The following is a 14,672-nucleotide window of genomic DNA, read 5'->3' as shown; positions in this document are numbered from 1 at the left end:
AGAACCGAATGCGAATCGAGGACTGGTTCCTCACCGACGAGGAGCGCGGCAATCCGGCGACCAAGCTCAAGCCCTGGTCGTGCGGGAACGACGTGCGGCCGCTCGTCCACGGCGCCGCCTACTTCGCCGTGTTACAGGACTGCCTGGAGCGGCTGGACAAGGACGACCTGCTGCTGTTCGCGGACTGGCGCGGCGACCCCGACGAGCGCCTGACGCCCGACGGGCCCACCGTGGGCGCCGCCATGGCGGCGGCGGCCAAGCGCGGCGCGCTCGTCCGCGGCCTCATCTGGCGCTCCCACCTCGACCTGCTGCGGTTCAGCTCCGCCGAGAACCGCCACCTCGGCCAGGAGATCGAGGACACCGGCGGCCAGGCCCTCCTCGACACCCGCACCAAGGCGGGCGGCTCCCACCACCAGAAGTTCGTCATCCTGCGCCACGACCAGGACGCGACGCGCGACGTGGCGTTCGTCGGCGGCATCGACCTGTGCCACAGCCGCCGCGACGACGCCGCGCACGAGGGCGACCCGCAGTCCGCGCCGATGCCCGACGTGTACGGGCCGCGCCCGCCCTGGCACGACGTGCAGGCCGCCATCCGCGGCCCCGCCGTGGCGGAGGTGGAGCAGGTGTTCTGCGAGCGCTGGGAGGACCCGGCCCCGGAGACCCGCGACCCGCTGCGCCGCCTGCGCGACCACCTCGGCCGCCTCGACGACGCCCCGCCGCTCCCCCGCCCCGGCCCGCCCCCGCCACCCGCCGGCCGTCACCGCGTCCAGTTGCTGCGCACCTACCCGGCCCGGCGCAGCGGCTACCCGTTCGCGCCCGACGGGGAACGCAGCATCGCCCACGCCTACCGCAAGGTCCTCTCCCGGGCCCGTTCCCTCATCTACCTGGAGGACCAGTACCTGTGGTCCACGGACGTCATCGAGCCGTTCGCCCGCGCCCTGGAACGCGAGCCCGACCTGCGCATGATCGTCATCGTCCCCCGCCACCCCGACCAGGACGGCTGGCTCGCCGGCCCCGCCAGCCTCATCGGCCGCACCGACGCCCTGCGCCGGCTGCGCGACGCCGGCGGGGACCGGGTGGGCATCTACGACCTGGAGAACCACCACGGCACGCCCATCTACGTGCACGCCAAGGTGTGCGTCGTGGACGACGTGTGGGCGGCCATCGGCTCCGACAACGTCAACCTGCGGTCGTGGACGTACGACTCCGAGCTGAGCTGCGCGGTGCTCGACGAGGAGGAGGACCCTCGGGCGCCGGCCGGGGCGCTGCGGTTCGCCAGGGATCTGCGGCTGACGTTGATGGCCGAGCATCTGGATCTGCCCGGCGAGCGGGTGGATGAGCTGTGCGATCCGGTGGCCGCCTTCGACGCGTTCAAACGGTCGGCGGAGGCGCTGGAGGCCTGGCACGAGTCCGATGGTGCGGGGCCTCGGCCGCCGGGGCGGTTGCGGCCCCATCCGGAGCCGCGCCTGTCGCGGGCACGGAAGCTGATGGCGCTGCCGCTGTACCGGTTCGCGGTGGACCCGGACGGCCGCCCGCCGAAGCTGCGGCGGACGCGCGGCTTCTGACGCGTATCAGGCGCCGAAGAGGGAACGGCAGCCCGCCAGCCCCTCGACCCGCACCGGGGGCCGCTCCTGACCGGCCCACCTCTCCCGGGTGAGCCGCAGCCGATCCGACACGACGGCCTCCTCACCCCGGGCGTCGACCGAGACGCCGTCGTGCTCGTACCCGAGCTTGCGCGAAACCCCCTGGGAGGCGTGGTTGTCCTGGAACACCTCGGTGCGCGCGGCCCGCGCCCCCAGGTGGTCGAAGGCCAGGGCCAGCACCCCCGTCCTGGCCTCGGTCCCGTACCCCTTGCCGTGGTGCCGGAGCCCCAGCCACGAGAACGTCGTGACCTCCCTGACGACGCGGAAGTCGCGCGCCCGCAGCGTCACCATGCCGAGCGGCTCGCCGTCCAGGAAGACCCCGAGCCCGAGCCGCCAATCCGCCACGTCCCACTCCGCGAGGCGGCTCCAGTGCCCCCGCAACACGGAACGCACCCGCTCCCCGGGGCCGCCGTCGGTCCACGGCGTCAGGAACGGGCGCTCGTCCGCCCGGTGCACGCCCTCGCCGGCGAGCCGCGCGAGCGCCGCCGCCTCGTCCTCCCGAGGCAGCCGGAGCTCGAGTCGTGGCGTGCGGATGGTCAGGCCGTACGTGGGCCACAGTTCGGTGAGCACGAACCGGATCATGACGACCCGGCCCGTGCTCCCGCAACCGCGTTTCTCAGCGCTGCGCCGCCGCGTACTCGTAGGCGCCCGCCTCGATGCCGCCGCCCGAGCCGATCGCCACCCCGTTCAGGTCGATCTGCCCGTACGCGACCTTGCCGAGACCGATCGCCTTGCTGCCGGCGAGCAGCCGCAGCGGGTTGGCCGGGTCGAACCGGGGGTCCTCGAAGAAGTTGCCGACGCCGTCGTCACCCGCCTGGTACTGGTCGCCCTCCAGCACGTTGTACGTGTTGGCGGCCCCGGTCACGCCGGGCGCGTAGACGCTCTTCTTCTTGGCGTAGATGGCGTTCTGCGTCATCGTCAGGTGCTGGTTCGTGCAGGTGGCGTCGCAGACCACGCCCTCGGCGTCCTCGTGGGTCAGGTAGATGGAGTTGTTGCGGAAGACCGTGCGCAGCACGGGCCCGTTCGGCTCGATCGGCGAGCCCGCCTCCTCCTTGTACGGGCCGCGGGTGACCATCCCGCCCCTGGTGCGGTCGCCGTAGATGGCGTTGTACTCGAACACGTTGTCCGCGGTGCCGTCCGGGTCCTGCGTCTGGCCGTTCGGCGAGGTCAGGGTGCCCAGCTCGGTGAAGGTGTCGTTGTCGACCGAGATGTTGTGGTGCACCCGGTTGCGCGAGCCCTTGAAGATCTCGACCGCGGCGCCGTCGAAGACGTAGTCGAAGCTCGGCGCGATCGAGCCCCTGATGTCGTTCCAGGAGATCTCGGAGTCGTCGCCGTGGACCAGGATGGCGAAGGCGCCCGAGTCGTCGTTGGAGTACTCCTCGCCCATCTCCGAGGCGTCGGTGTTCACGCTCATGACGTTGTTGTTGACGAACTCGTTGTTGTTGATCGAGGTGTAGTCGGCGTCCTCGTCGATGAAGACGCCCGCCGACGCGCCCGTGATGTAGTTGCGGTTGAGGAAGTTGTGGTCGCCCTCGACCGAGAACCCCGACCACTCGCACCGGCCCGCGCCCTCCACGCCGACCTGTAAGTCGTAGACCTCGAGGTGGTCGCCGGACAGCAGCACGCAGGCCACCTCGTCGGTGCCCTTGATCACGGGCTTGGCGCCGGTGCCGTACGCCTCGACGACGATGGGGGCCGCCTGCGTACCGGACTCGGTGATGAGCAGTTGCTCCGCCCACGTGCCGCCCCTGCGCAGCAGCAGCTTGGAGCCGGCGCTCAGGTTGGCCGCGTTGGCCTTGGACAGCGTCCGCCACGCGGTCGCCTCGGACGTGCCCTGGTTCGCGTCGTTGCCGCTGACGCTGTCGACGTAGTAGGTGGCGGGGGCCGCTGCGACGGCCGGGGTGGACAGGACGCTCGCGGTCATGAGCGCGAGAGCGGTGACGCCCACCGCTAAGCGTTTCCGGTCTGACACGGGGGTCTCAGCCTCCAGAGAGTCGCGGGCGTGGACCGCGGCCGACCTGCCGCGGTCCACGTGTTTTGGGGGGTGTACGACGTCAGGGGTTGCCGTTGATCAGAGCCATGGCCAGATCGGGGCTGAAGGTGCCCGCGGGGATCGTCGCGCCGATGCCGCACGGCCCGTCGGAGTCGCCCGGCACCTTGACCCACAGCAGGTACTCGGCGCCGCTCGTCTGCTGCCGCGGCGTGGCGCCCAGCTTGCGCTGCGGCGGATTGCACCAGTTGTCGTCCGGTGTGCCGTCCACGTACGGGCCGTTGCCGTTCCGGCTGGTGTCGATCACGTACGTCTTCGCGCCCACCGACGCCTGCAGCGCGTTCTTGACCGCCACCGCGTACGTCTCGCTGTCGGCCGTGGTGAAGTAGTTGGACACGTTGACCGAGAAGCCCCGCGAGTCGGCGATGCCCGACTTCACCAGCCGCGACGCCATCTCCGCGGCCGGGATCCAGGTGGCGTTGCCCGCGTCGAGGTACACCCACGCGTTCGGCGCCTGCGCACGCAGCACCTGCGCGGCGTCCAGCAGCATCCGGTACTGGTCCTCGGGGTCCTTGCCGATCTGCGTCACGCATCCGGCGGCGGCGACCCCGTCGGGCTCCAGCACGACGATGGCGTGCCGGGTGCCGATCGCCTTGGCGAACTCGGTGATCCAGGTGTGGTATCCGGCCGCGTCACCGGCGCCACCGCCCGAATGCCCGGCGCACGCGTCCCGGTTGGGGATGTTGTAGGCCACCAGCATCGGCAGCCGGTCCGCCGCCTGCGCGGCGCCGACGTAGGTGTCCACGGCCAGCGTGAGGTCACTGAACCAGCCGCCGAACCACTCGAAGATGGGCTTGCTGCCGATGTTCGTCATGATGGTCGTGTTGCCGTTGTCCGCGGCCCACTTGGCGGGGTGCGACAGCGGCGACACGTACAGGGACGTGGGCCTGGTCGTCTGCGTCTCCATCAGCGAGACGTTGTCGAGCCGCACGACCGGCTTGCCGCCCGACCCGCCGAGCTGGAACGTCACCTCGGCGGCCGTCGCGGAGGCGGACGCGGCCGTGAACGGGATGCTGTAGCGCTTGCTCCCGGTGGTGAGCCGCACGTCGGCGGCGAGCGACTGGTTGGAGCTGGGGGTGGCCGTGTACTGCACCGTGGTCCTGGCCGTGAAGGCGACGGTGGAGTAGGCGTCGAAGGAGAGGGTGTAGCTCTTGCCGGGATTCAGGGCGGCGGTGGTGGGTGCGGCCACCATCGCGTCCCAGGGGTTGGCCACGACCTGCGTGACATTGATCCGCAGGCGGTTACTCTCGGCGGCGACCGTGGTCTGTCCGATGGCGGCCCAGGGGGAGGTCGAGCCGGTGAAGGTGCCGTTCGCGATGAGCTGGGCGGCGGCGGAGGCCGGCGGCGGGACGGCTAAGGTGGTGGCGGTCAGGACGGCGGCTAACGCCGCGGCTCTTGCTGTCGAGAAGAGTCGCACGTGATCACCTTTCGGTGGGGTCCGGCGATGATCATTACTGACTCACTCTGACATGGTCAAGAAAAGCTCATTCTGCTCACTGCGCCGTTACGGCGGGTTCCGCTTCTGTACCTGCACCAGGACTCGAACCTGGGAACCTCCGCATTATGAGTGCGGCGCTCTCACCGACTGAGCTATGCAGGCGTGCGGGATGACTATCGCATCAGAGCAGACCCGGCCTCCACCCGTTTTCCCCGGCTCACACCCAGCGCCCCGCCCCGCACCCGCTCCCCGACCCACACTCAACTCCCCGACCCACCTCCGCCCCACGGTCAACTCCCCGACCCACACCGCGGCCCATGCCCGACTCCTCGCCCCACACCCGAGCCACGCCCAACTCCTCACCCCACACCCGAGCCACGCCCAACTCCTCACCCCACACCCGAGCCACGCCCAGTTCCCCGGCCCTCGCCCACTCCCCAGCCCACGCCCCACTTTTCGACTCACACCCGACTCCCCGGCCCCGACCCCCACCCCCAAGGAGAGCGTTTGTTCCTCCACAGCAGGCCCGGCAGCCCCGGCAAACCGAACGAGGACTACGTGGCCGCAGCCGCCGGCACCATGACCCAAGCCCTCCTGCTCGACGGCGCAGGCGGCCCCGCCGAGCTCCCCACCGGATGCCGCCACGGCACCCCTTGGTTCGTCGCCCAGCTCGGCGAGGCCGCCATGACCCACCTGCGCGACCCCGCCGTCGACGTGGACCTCGCCCTCTTACGCGCCATCGCCTCCGTCACGCGGACGCATCGCGCGTACACCTGCGACCTCGGCCACCCCGGCACCCCGTCCAGCACGACCGCCCTGGTCCGACTCCGGGACGGCCACGTCGAGTACCTCGTCCTCGGCGACTCCACCTTCGTCGCCGACCTCGACGGTCAGATCGTCACGGTGACGGACCGGCGCATCGAGGCGGTCGGCCACGACCTCTGGCAACGGATGGCGTCGCTCCCCACCGGCACCCCAGCCCACCAGGCGGCCCGCATCGAGTTCGTCGAACACCAGCGCCGCATGCGCAACCACCCCCGCGGCTACCCCATCGCCTCGGTCCACGAACAGGCGGCCCGGCACGCGCTCACAGGCAGCCACCCGGCCGGGCAGGTGCGCCGCCTGGCCCTCCTGAGCGATGGTGCCACCCGATTCGTCGAGTTCGGCCTGGGGACCTTCGCTGACCTCCTGGACGTACTCGGATCACGCACGCCGTGGCGGCTGTTCGACGAGATCCGAGCGGCCGAGACCAGCGACCCCGAGGGTGAGCGCTGGCCGCGGGCCAAACGCCACGACGACATCTCCGTGGTGTTCCTGCCCGGCGGCGAAATCGGATGGTGACGCTCAGGACAGGTAGCAGGAGACACCCTTGGGATTGAAGGCCACCCCGCCGGTGGTCTCGATCCTGATCAGCTTGGGCTTTTTGGAACCGTACGAATAGGTCTTCTTCGTGATCGTGTAGCGCTTCCTGATTCCCTGCGGGTAAGCGCGGTATACCTGGCCGCTCTTGGTGAACACCGGGGAGGTGCACTGCGCCGTCACCGTGACAGAAGAACTCTTGCTCCAGCCCAGTTGCCCTGCGACGAAACCCCGCGAAACGCCCAGCCCAAGGTCTATGGTGCGCGCGACGGAGCGGGACTTCGAAATCGAGCAGGTTCCGCCCTTTCCTGCCGAGCAGGTCGCCAGCACGCGGTCACGATTGACCGCGGCCGTGTGCGTGCTGGTCACTTTGACGCTGTAGACGAACCGGAAGGTCGGGCCGATCGGATCCGCGGACGCGCCGGGAGCGGCGCAGACACCGGCGACGGCCATGGGGAGAAGGACTCCTGTGAGCGCGGCCACCCATTGTCGGGTGCGGGACATGCGCGTTCCTCTCTGCCGGGAGAATGGGCACGTACTTGTGCGGCGGACGCTAACAAGGGGCGGTATGCGGCAGGTATGCGCGCGTCGGGGGGCGGTCTCCGGGAACGGCGTCGCCTCAAGGGCGGCCAGGAGCCTTGGTCGCTCAGGAAGACCTTGAGCTGCAGCGACGTTCATGACCAGACCTCATTGCGCATCCCGGACGTCACGCAGTTCGTCACTCACTTATGCGATGGGACGCGAACCAGACCTTCGCCATCAGCCTTGGTCCACGCAGATCTCGGGACGAGGTCGATCACGGCCAAAAGGTGCAGGACCCGATGCCGACAAGAGTTCCGTCGATGGCCTTGGTGGTCTTCTCATTGAAAGGACATTTCATCTTCACGGCCTGAACTGGTCGCACGTCGTGACCCTCGACGCGTCCTGAAGCCTCTGAGCGCCACCGGCAAGGCGCCGGCAGGGGGACGATCAGGATGACTTGGTGGCCGCCGCCCAGAACAGCCCCAAGATGAGCGCGCCGGCAACGCCCCGGTGGACAGCCGTCAATGAGACGGTCTACCGCCTGCAGATGACGGGTCGTCGCCAGGAACTCGGTCAGGGAAAGACCGAAGGGCCACTCCCGCGCGTGAGAAGTTGCTGCACTCTGTCGCTGCACCGCGCCGGTAGACGAACACGACCGGTTCCCGAGCGACTTGTCCTGGGTCACCGCAGCCGTCGCCTCTTGTCATGCCTCCGCTGAACGGCGGGCGGGTTCCTGACAGGCCGTGCGGGGGGAGCTCCGAGCACGTCGTCGAGGAAGAGCGTGACCCACCACCAGCTCATGCCGCAGTCGTTCACCTCGGTGGCGATCTCCCTGCCGCATGCCTCACACGCCAGGTTGGGCCCATCGTTCGGCCCCCAGCCGCAGCACCCGCCCCCGGGAGGATTCGGAGGGCAGGTCAACGCGATGATGTCCGCCGAATTCACGACGATCGATCTGCCTGGCCCTTCGGACACGAACTCGCGGCCGTACCCCGCGATGGCGATGTACGGCTTCCGCCGGACTGACCGCGGATTGACCGCGTACCTGCCCTGCGGAATCAGCTGCGGCTTCTCATCAGTCAGGCTGAGCTCACGATCGGGCTGGAGGCCGGTGGGGTAGTCGGTCTCTTCCAGGTCCAACGTCACAGCCGTACCGCACGTGGCGCACGCAAACATGACCATTGTCGTGAATGTAGTCGAATCCCGAACGTCCGTCTGGCACGGAAGGGGTGTGGTTTAGCTCGATGGCTCCGGCGTCAGCCATCTACAAGGGGGCGGTTCGGGGCGTCTCCTCGTCGGACAGGTTACGTCGCACCGGGCCGGACGCGCCTTGGTGGAGCCCAATCTGACGCCTGCAACGTATGCGCGGTATGAGAGCTTCGTGCGGTTATACCTTGTTCCCGGGCTCGGCTCTCGCCGCCTGGACAAGTTGACGGTCAAGCATGTCCGCGAGTGGCGCAACAAGCTCCGTCGGACCTGCCAGTGCTGCGCTCTGGGCAAGGATGCCCAGCGGCGCACGCCGAAGCGCTGCGCCATGGGCAGGTGCTGCCAGAGCGTCTTGTCCGCCCGCACGATCAAGGACGCTCGGGGCAGCCCGCGAGCAGCGCCGAGCATTGCCATCACCGAAGAGATCATCTCCAAGAGCGTAACCAGAGCGGTCCGTCCGCCGATGCTGCCTCGTGGGGAAGTGCTCGGGCTCGTCCGGCAAGGGTCGATCTCGATGCGGGCGAACTGACGGTCGCCTGGCAGCTCCAACGTGTCGGCGGCAAGCTGCACCATCGTGAAACCAAGACGCCTGGGTCGGCGGCGGTGCTGCCGATCCCGGACATGTGCGTGGCGGCGCTCAAGGAACGGTCAGAACAGCAGGTGGTGGACAAGGCCGCGGCCGGTGTGGCGTGGGTCGATAACGGATCGGTGATCACAACCAGGCACGGCACGCCGTACGAGCCGCGCAACGTCAGTCCACTCGTCGTACGTGCGCGTCGCTCCTCGTCGCGTTGAACGTGCACCCGCGGGTGGCGATGCAGATCCTCCGTCACAGCAAGATCACGGTGACGATGGACGTCTACAGCGAAGTACCGAACGAGGAGACCAGGAACGCGCTCAGGCGGTTGGGTGGCAGCCTCGATTCATGGAGACTGCTGCACATTGCTGCTGCACAAAGATCGAAAGGGCCACTCCCATTTGTGGGATGTGGCCCTTGATCTGTGGTGGGCGATACTGGGATCGAACCAGTGACCTCTTCGGTGTGAACGAAGCGCTCTCCCGCTGAGCTAATCGCCCGCCCTCGTCGGCTTCCTTGCGGTGCCGACGTGGAAAACCATACCGTACTCCGGCAGCGACGGCGAACCGATGGCCGCCAAGACGATCATGACTACACCTGAGGGACACACAGGGGTGGCGTCTCAGAGGGATTCGGGTGAAACGCGGCGGTTGCCCATCGGCACGGCGGGCGGGTGGCATACCATCGTCGTGTCCCGGATCCCTCCGGCCATGATCTTTTCGCGAGAAACGTTCATGGAGGGCGCGTCCGGGGCAGGCTCCACAGCACGCAAAACCCTTGTAAATACGACCCGATTGATGCCGTTTAGCCTGGTAGATGCCTAAATGTCCAGCTGTGATGTGCGTTACAGAAGGCCCTAGGAGCGGAATCTTTCCTACAGGTTTCTTCGTTCCGCGTCATAGCTCAGGACGAAGTCCGTCAGAGCAGTGAAAGCCCCGTAGAGGGGACCTACGACGAAAAGGTTTGGCTGACGATGAACAGCACCACCGTCTCCGCCGAGCTTGGCCTTCGGCTTGTGGTCCCCGACCGTACTACCGTCCCCCTGCTCGCCGGACTGAGTTACACAGCCGACGATCCGTACGCCATCCGCATGGCCTTCCACGTAGGGAACGACGAGCCGGTCGAGTGGATCTTCGCCCGCGAGCTTCTGACCGTGGGCATCGTGAGGCGTGTCGGCGACGGCGACGTGCAGGTGTGGCCCGCGCGCGCCGACGGCGAGCGCACCCTGCACATCAGTCTCACATCGCCGTTCGGTCAGGCGCTCTTCGAAGTGCCGCTGGCCCCGCTGACCGAGTTCCTCCATCGGACCTACGAGAAGGTGCCCGCCGGGCGGGAGACCGACTTCATGGATCTGGACGCCGAGCTGACCAACATGCTCTGGCCGTCCTAGCAGGCGCAGGGCAGGGACAGGGAAGGCGTCCGGCGATCCCCGAGGGGGCCGGACTCTGTTGTGCGATGGGGAGGTTCCGCCCGTGGGCGGGGCCTCCTCGTCGTGTTCAGGCCGCGAGCCGCTGCTCCAAGCCCCCGAGTCCCCCGTCGCGTTCAGGCCGCGAGCTGCTGCTCCAGGCCCCCGGCTCTCTCCCTCGCATCCAGAAGCCCCGGGTCTCCCCGTCGAATCTAGGCCGGGAGCGACTTCAGGACCTCGCGCATGCGGGCGATCTCGATGCTCTGCCCCGAGTACACGTCCTTGGCCAGCAGCCGCATGCGCTGGTCGCGCCCGCCCGCCAGCTGCTCCCCCGCCATCTTCACCGCGCCCTCGTGGTGCCTGGTCATGAGCTGCAGGAACAGGCGGTCGAAGGCGGCGCCCCTGGCCGCGCGCAGCCTGTTCAGCTCCTCCTGCGTCGCCATCCCGTAGGTCGCGCCCTGCTCGTGCTGGTGTCCCGCCGGGACCGACCGGCCCAGCTCGGCGAGCCAGGCGGTCATGGCCTTGATCTCGGGCGTCTGCGCCGCCGCGATCTGGCGGGCGAACGAGCGGATCGACGCCGTGCTCGTACGCGCCTCCACCATGGACGTCATCTCCAGCGCCTGCCGATGGTGCGGGATCATGCCCTCCGCGAAGCGCACGTCCGAGGCCACTGTGGGAGAAGGCGTGGCCCCGACCCGCTCGCCCGGCGTCGCCGTGCGGCCCGGCGCGCCCGGGCTGCCCGGCACGATGACCGGCGCTTGCGTGCCCACCGGCGACGGGCCCGCCGGCTCGGCGGGCTGTTGCGAGCAGGCGGCAAGGGCAAATGTCGACATAACTGTGATGAAGACCGTACGCGGCCCATAACCTGCTGACATAGCTTCCATAGTGAGCTACTAGACAAAGGGGATGCGCGTTGATCTCTGCCAAGTTGCGCGGAGTGTTGCTGTGTACGGTGCTGTTCTTGGCCTCCGCGTGCGCCGCGGGACCGGGGGTCACCGAGGAGCCGGCACCCGCGACCGCTCCGCAGGAGACCAGCGCTGCGGCCAGCACGCCCGCCACCTCGCCCTCCGGCGACGTGATGACGAGCGAAAACGTGAAGCACATCGCCAACATGCCGTTGACGGCTCCGTTCAACGGCGAGGGCGACCTAGGTACCGATCTTGCGTTCCAGGGCGACTACGCCTACGTGGGGAATTTCGGCGGGTTCTCGATCTACGACATCGGCGACCCGACCAAGCCCCAGCTCGTCAGCCAGGTGTCCTGCCCGGCGCAGCAGAACGATGTGACCATCTACGAGGACCTGCTGATCCTCTCGATCGACGAACCGCAGGGCGGCCCCGAGTGCGGCTCGGACGACGGCGAGCGCAACTGGGAAGGCCTGCGGATCTTCGACGTCAAGAACAAGAAGAGCCCGAAGTACGTGGGCGCGGTGCAGGCCGACTGCGGCTCGCACACGCACACGATGGTGCCCGCCGGGGAGACGCTGTACGTGTACGTCTCCTCGCCCGGCCCCGAGCCCGACTCGCAGACCTGCCCCGCACCGCACGAGCTCATTTCGATCGTGGAGGTGCCGGTGAAGTCGCCCGCGGACGCCAAGGTCGTGGCGAAGCCGGACATCTTCCCCGAGCGGCAGCACTCCGAGCTCGCCTCCGGCTGCCACGACATCACCGCCTACCCGGAGAAGAAGCTGGCCGCGGCCGCCTGCTTCGGCGACGGCGTGCTGCTCGACATCTCCGACCCGGTCAAGCCGAAGGTCCTCCAGCAGCTCACCGACCTGGAGAACTTCCAGATCTGGCACTCGGCCACGTTCAACAATGACGCGACGAAGGTCGTCTTCAGCGACGAGCTGGGCGGCGGCGGCCAGGCCACCTGCGACCGCAACACGCCGGCCACCAAGGGCGCCAACGCCATCTACGACCTGGTCGACGGCAAGCTGGAGAAGCGGGGCTACTTCAAGATCCCCAGGGAGCAGCAGGAGAACGAGAACTGCGTCGCCCACAACGGCTCCCTGATCCCGGTGGACGGCAAGGACATCATGGTCCAGTCCTGGTACCAGGGCGGTGTGTCGATCTGGGACTTCACCGACTCGGCGAACCCCAAGGAGATCGGCTACTTCGAGCGCGGGCCCCACGACGGCGGCGGCATCGCGGGCACCTGGTCGGCCTACTACTACAACGGCTACATCTACTCCAGCGACATGACTGAGGGCCTGGACGTCCTGGAGATCACCGATCCGCTGACGGACCCGGCCAAGCAGGTCAAGATGGACGACTTCAACGTCCAGACCCAGAAGTCGTACTAGGAAGGCGGATGACTGGCCGAAGCCGGCTGAGCTGAGCGGCTGAGCTGAGCGAGCCAGCCAAACGGCCTGAGTCACGCCAAACGGCTTGAGCCACGCCAAACAGCTTGAGCTACGCCAACCGGCCTGAGCTACGCCACATGCGGCAGACGGCCGACCGGAACCGGCTCCTTCACCCGGTCCCATCGGCCGCTCGGTCGCTGAGATCCTCCGCTGTCACCACCTCGCCGGGCAACATGCGCGCGTAACGGCGAGGTGGCGGTGAGGCGGAGGAGCGTCCCCCTGGAGGGCCGTCAGCGCCCGACGGCGGGCGGGGCCCACTTGGCTCTGCCGTAACAAAAAAGCAGACAGACCCCCCCACTCACGGGTTGAGGTCGGCGGCCGAGCGTTCGGCGAAGATGCGCATGACCTTGGTGGTGATGGGGCCGGGCGCGACAGGGAGCTCGGTGTCGTCGACCAGCTTGATGGGCTGCACGTCGCGCGTCGTCGAGGTGAGGAACGCCTCCTCGGCCTCGTACAGCGCGGAGAGCGGCACGTCGGACTCCTCGCCGCCGCACCATTCGAGCACCAGCGCGCGGGTGACGCCGGCCAGGCAGCCGGAGGCGAGGGTGGGGGTGAGCAGGCGGCCGTCGCGGACGACGAAGATGTTGGAGCCGGTGCCCTCGCACAGGTTGCCGGCGAGGTTGCCGAAGATGGCCTCGCCGCCGCCGCGCTTCTTGGCGTGCAGCAGGGCCTTGGCGTTGTCGCCGTACGAGGTGCTCTTGACCCCCGACAGGGCGCCGCGCTCGTTGCGCGGCCAGGGGACGACGGCCACGTTCGCGGTGGCGGGGAACGGCTTCTGCTCGTCCACGATGACGACGGCGGTGGTGCCCTGGTCGCCGCGGTCGGAGCCGAGGGGGCCCGGGCCGCTGGTGTAGGTGACGCGGATGCGGCCCAGCGCCCAGGCGGGCGCGACCTCCAGGAGCTTGGTGATGCCGTCGGCGATGGCGTCGACGTCGGGGTCGGGCAGGTCCATGCGCTGGGCCGAGAGGGTGAGCCGATCGAGGTGCCTGGTGAGCGCGAACGACGTGCCGTCCACGATCTTGATGGTCTCGAAGACGCCGTCGCCGACCATCAGCCCGTGGTCGAACACCGACACGGTGGCTTGAGCGGGGTCGATCAGCTCCCCGTTGACCCAGACAGGGATGTTCATTCAGTTGCCTCCTGTGGATGCGTGGATGCCAGTGCGATGAGCCTGGCTGCTTTGAGCTCGGTCTCGAGCCACTCGCGCCGGGGGTCGCTGCCCCAGGTGATGCCCGCTCCCGTGCCGAACCGGATCTCGCTGCCTGAGATCCAGAATGTTCTGATGCCTACGGCCAGCGCCGCCTTGCCCCGGTCGGCGTCGACCCAGCCCACGGCCCCACAGTACGGCCCGCGGGGGGCTGGTTCGAGCTCATTGATGATGCGCAGAGCCGACGATTTCGGAGCGCCTGTGACGGATCCGGGCGGGAAAGTGGCCGCGAAGAGCTCCGGCCAGCCCGCCCCCGGCGCGAGCCTGGCCCGCACGGTGGAGACGAGGTGGACGAGCCCGGGGTGTTCCTCGACCGCGCACAGCGACGGCACCTCGACCGAGCCGACGGCGGCGACCCTGCCGAGGTCGTTGCGGACGAGGTCGACGATCATGACGTTCTCGGCGTAGTCCTTGTCCAGCAGGTCGCCGGCGGTGGCGCCGGTGCCCTTGATGGGCCTGGACTCGATCACGTCCCCGTCGCGCGAGAGGTAGAGCTCGGGCGAGGCCGACACCACGCTCAGGCCGGGGACGTCGATGACCGCGGCGTACGGGGCGGGGTTGCCGGCCGCGAGCCGGGCCGCCAGCGCGAGCGGATCGGCGTCGCGGGGCACGGGGGCGCTCAGGACGCGGCAGAGGTTGGCCTGGTAGACCTCGCCCTGCTCGATGTAGTCGCGGATGATCCGCACGCCGCGCTCGTAGGCGGCCTGGTCGAGCGAGCTGCGCCACTGGCCGGGGCGCGGCCCGCGCCAGGGGACGGTGGGGACGGGCAGGGGCGACCTGCGCACCCGGTCGAACCGGGCGCACGTGACCTTGCCCTCGTAGTCGACCACGACGGCCCACCAGCCCTGGCCGTCGAGCGCGGCGAGGTCCGAGGTCACATCCCGCAACCCACTGGCGAGAAAG

General features: G+C 68.9%; 12 protein-coding genes, 2 tRNA genes and 1 pseudogene. 6 read left to right on the top strand and 9 right to left on the bottom strand.

Annotation, left to right across the window (positions count from 1 at the left end; all coding sequences use genetic code 11):
* Window positions 1-8 precede the first annotated feature (8 nt).
* Window positions 9-1,565 (top strand): phospholipase D family protein, encoded by a 1,557-nt coding sequence (locus FXF51_RS22650; RefSeq protein ID WP_148436525.1) that lies wholly within the window; start codon window positions 9-11, stop codon window positions 1,563-1,565.
* A 6-nt stretch (window positions 1,566-1,571) separates the two neighbouring features.
* On the opposite strand, the gene FXF51_RS22645 is transcribed toward FXF51_RS22650, so the two are convergent.
* The 4 genes from FXF51_RS22645 to FXF51_RS22630 form a co-directional block, all read right to left on the bottom strand.
* Window positions 1,572-2,213, bottom strand: a complete 642-nt coding sequence (locus tag FXF51_RS22645; RefSeq protein WP_148436524.1) for a GNAT family N-acetyltransferase — start codon at window positions 2,211-2,213, stop codon at window positions 1,572-1,574.
* Between the two features lie 46 nt (window positions 2,214-2,259).
* Entirely contained in the window at window positions 2,260-3,567 is a 1,308-nt protein-coding gene (locus FXF51_RS22640; protein ID WP_222871417.1) for a hypothetical protein, read from the bottom strand.
* Window positions 3,568-3,697: 130 nt separating this feature from the next.
* A complete protein-coding gene (locus tag FXF51_RS22635; RefSeq protein ID WP_262379755.1) occupies window positions 3,698-5,110 on the bottom strand; it encodes a glycoside hydrolase family 6 protein in 1,413 nt (470 codons plus the stop codon).
* 108 nt (window positions 5,111-5,218) lie between these two features.
* Window positions 5,219-5,293: transfer RNA gene (locus tag FXF51_RS22630), tRNA-Met, on the bottom strand.
* 345 nt (window positions 5,294-5,638) lie between these two features.
* Here FXF51_RS22630 and FXF51_RS22625 point away from each other — a divergent pair.
* Complete coding sequence (locus tag FXF51_RS22625) at window positions 5,639-6,472, top strand: protein phosphatase 2C domain-containing protein (RefSeq protein ID WP_148436522.1); 834 nt, start codon at window positions 5,639-5,641, stop codon at window positions 6,470-6,472.
* A gap of 3 nt (window positions 6,473-6,475) precedes the next feature.
* Here FXF51_RS22625 and FXF51_RS22620 read toward each other — a convergent pair whose 3' ends face one another.
* Entirely contained in the window at window positions 6,476-6,943 is a 468-nt protein-coding gene (locus tag FXF51_RS22620; protein WP_148436521.1) for a hypothetical protein, read from the bottom strand.
* Between the two features lie 1,402 nt (window positions 6,944-8,345).
* Between FXF51_RS22620 and FXF51_RS63795 the strand changes: the two are divergent.
* Together FXF51_RS63795 and FXF51_RS62730 are read left to right on the top strand one after the other, a co-directional pair.
* Window positions 8,346-8,468: pseudogene (locus tag FXF51_RS63795) on the top strand (hypothetical protein); the annotation flags it as partial.
* Window positions 8,469-8,554: 86 nt separating this feature from the next.
* On the top strand, window positions 8,555-9,013 hold the full coding sequence (locus FXF51_RS62730; protein WP_262379754.1) for a hypothetical protein: 459 nt from the start codon (window positions 8,555-8,557) through the stop codon (window positions 9,011-9,013).
* Window positions 9,014-9,220: 207 nt separating this feature from the next.
* On the opposite strand, the gene FXF51_RS22605 is transcribed toward FXF51_RS62730, so the two are convergent.
* Window positions 9,221-9,295 (bottom strand) — tRNA-Val (locus FXF51_RS22605).
* A gap of 473 nt (window positions 9,296-9,768) precedes the next feature.
* Between FXF51_RS22605 and FXF51_RS22600 the strand changes: the two genes are divergently transcribed.
* Entirely contained in the window at window positions 9,769-10,185 is a 417-nt protein-coding gene (locus tag FXF51_RS22600; protein WP_020547189.1) for an SsgA family sporulation/cell division regulator, read from the top strand.
* 227 nt (window positions 10,186-10,412) lie between these two features.
* Here the strand turns inward: FXF51_RS22600 and FXF51_RS22595 are convergent, their stop codons facing one another.
* Entirely contained in the window at window positions 10,413-11,033 is a 621-nt protein-coding gene (locus FXF51_RS22595) for a DUF305 domain-containing protein (RefSeq protein WP_148436519.1), read from the bottom strand.
* 128 nt (window positions 11,034-11,161) lie between these two features.
* On the opposite strand from FXF51_RS22595, the gene FXF51_RS22590 reads away from it, so the two are divergent.
* Window positions 11,162-12,502 (top strand): LVIVD repeat-containing protein, encoded by a 1,341-nt coding sequence (locus tag FXF51_RS22590; protein WP_411268369.1) that lies wholly within the window; start codon window positions 11,162-11,164, stop codon window positions 12,500-12,502.
* Between the two features lie 358 nt (window positions 12,503-12,860).
* Here the strand turns inward: FXF51_RS22590 and FXF51_RS22585 are convergent, their stop codons facing one another.
* Both FXF51_RS22585 and FXF51_RS22580 read right to left on the bottom strand, forming a co-directional pair.
* A complete protein-coding gene (locus FXF51_RS22585) occupies window positions 12,861-13,691 on the bottom strand; it encodes an aminotransferase class IV (protein WP_148436517.1) in 831 nt (276 codons plus the stop codon).
* Window positions 13,688-14,647 (bottom strand): chorismate-binding protein, encoded by a 960-nt coding sequence (locus FXF51_RS22580; RefSeq protein WP_262379753.1) that lies wholly within the window; start codon window positions 14,645-14,647, stop codon window positions 13,688-13,690. Before FXF51_RS22580 ends, FXF51_RS22585 begins: the two co-directional genes overlap by 4 nt.
* Between the last annotated feature and the right edge of the window lie 25 nt (window positions 14,648-14,672).

It is taken from the genome of Nonomuraea sp. PA05 (assembly GCF_008086045.1).
GTDB classification, from domain to species: Bacteria; Actinomycetota; Actinomycetes; order Streptosporangiales; family Streptosporangiaceae; genus Nonomuraea; species Nonomuraea monospora.
The sequence above is the reverse complement of the archived record's forward strand: the minus strand, read 5'-3'. Positions and strand labels throughout refer to the sequence as shown.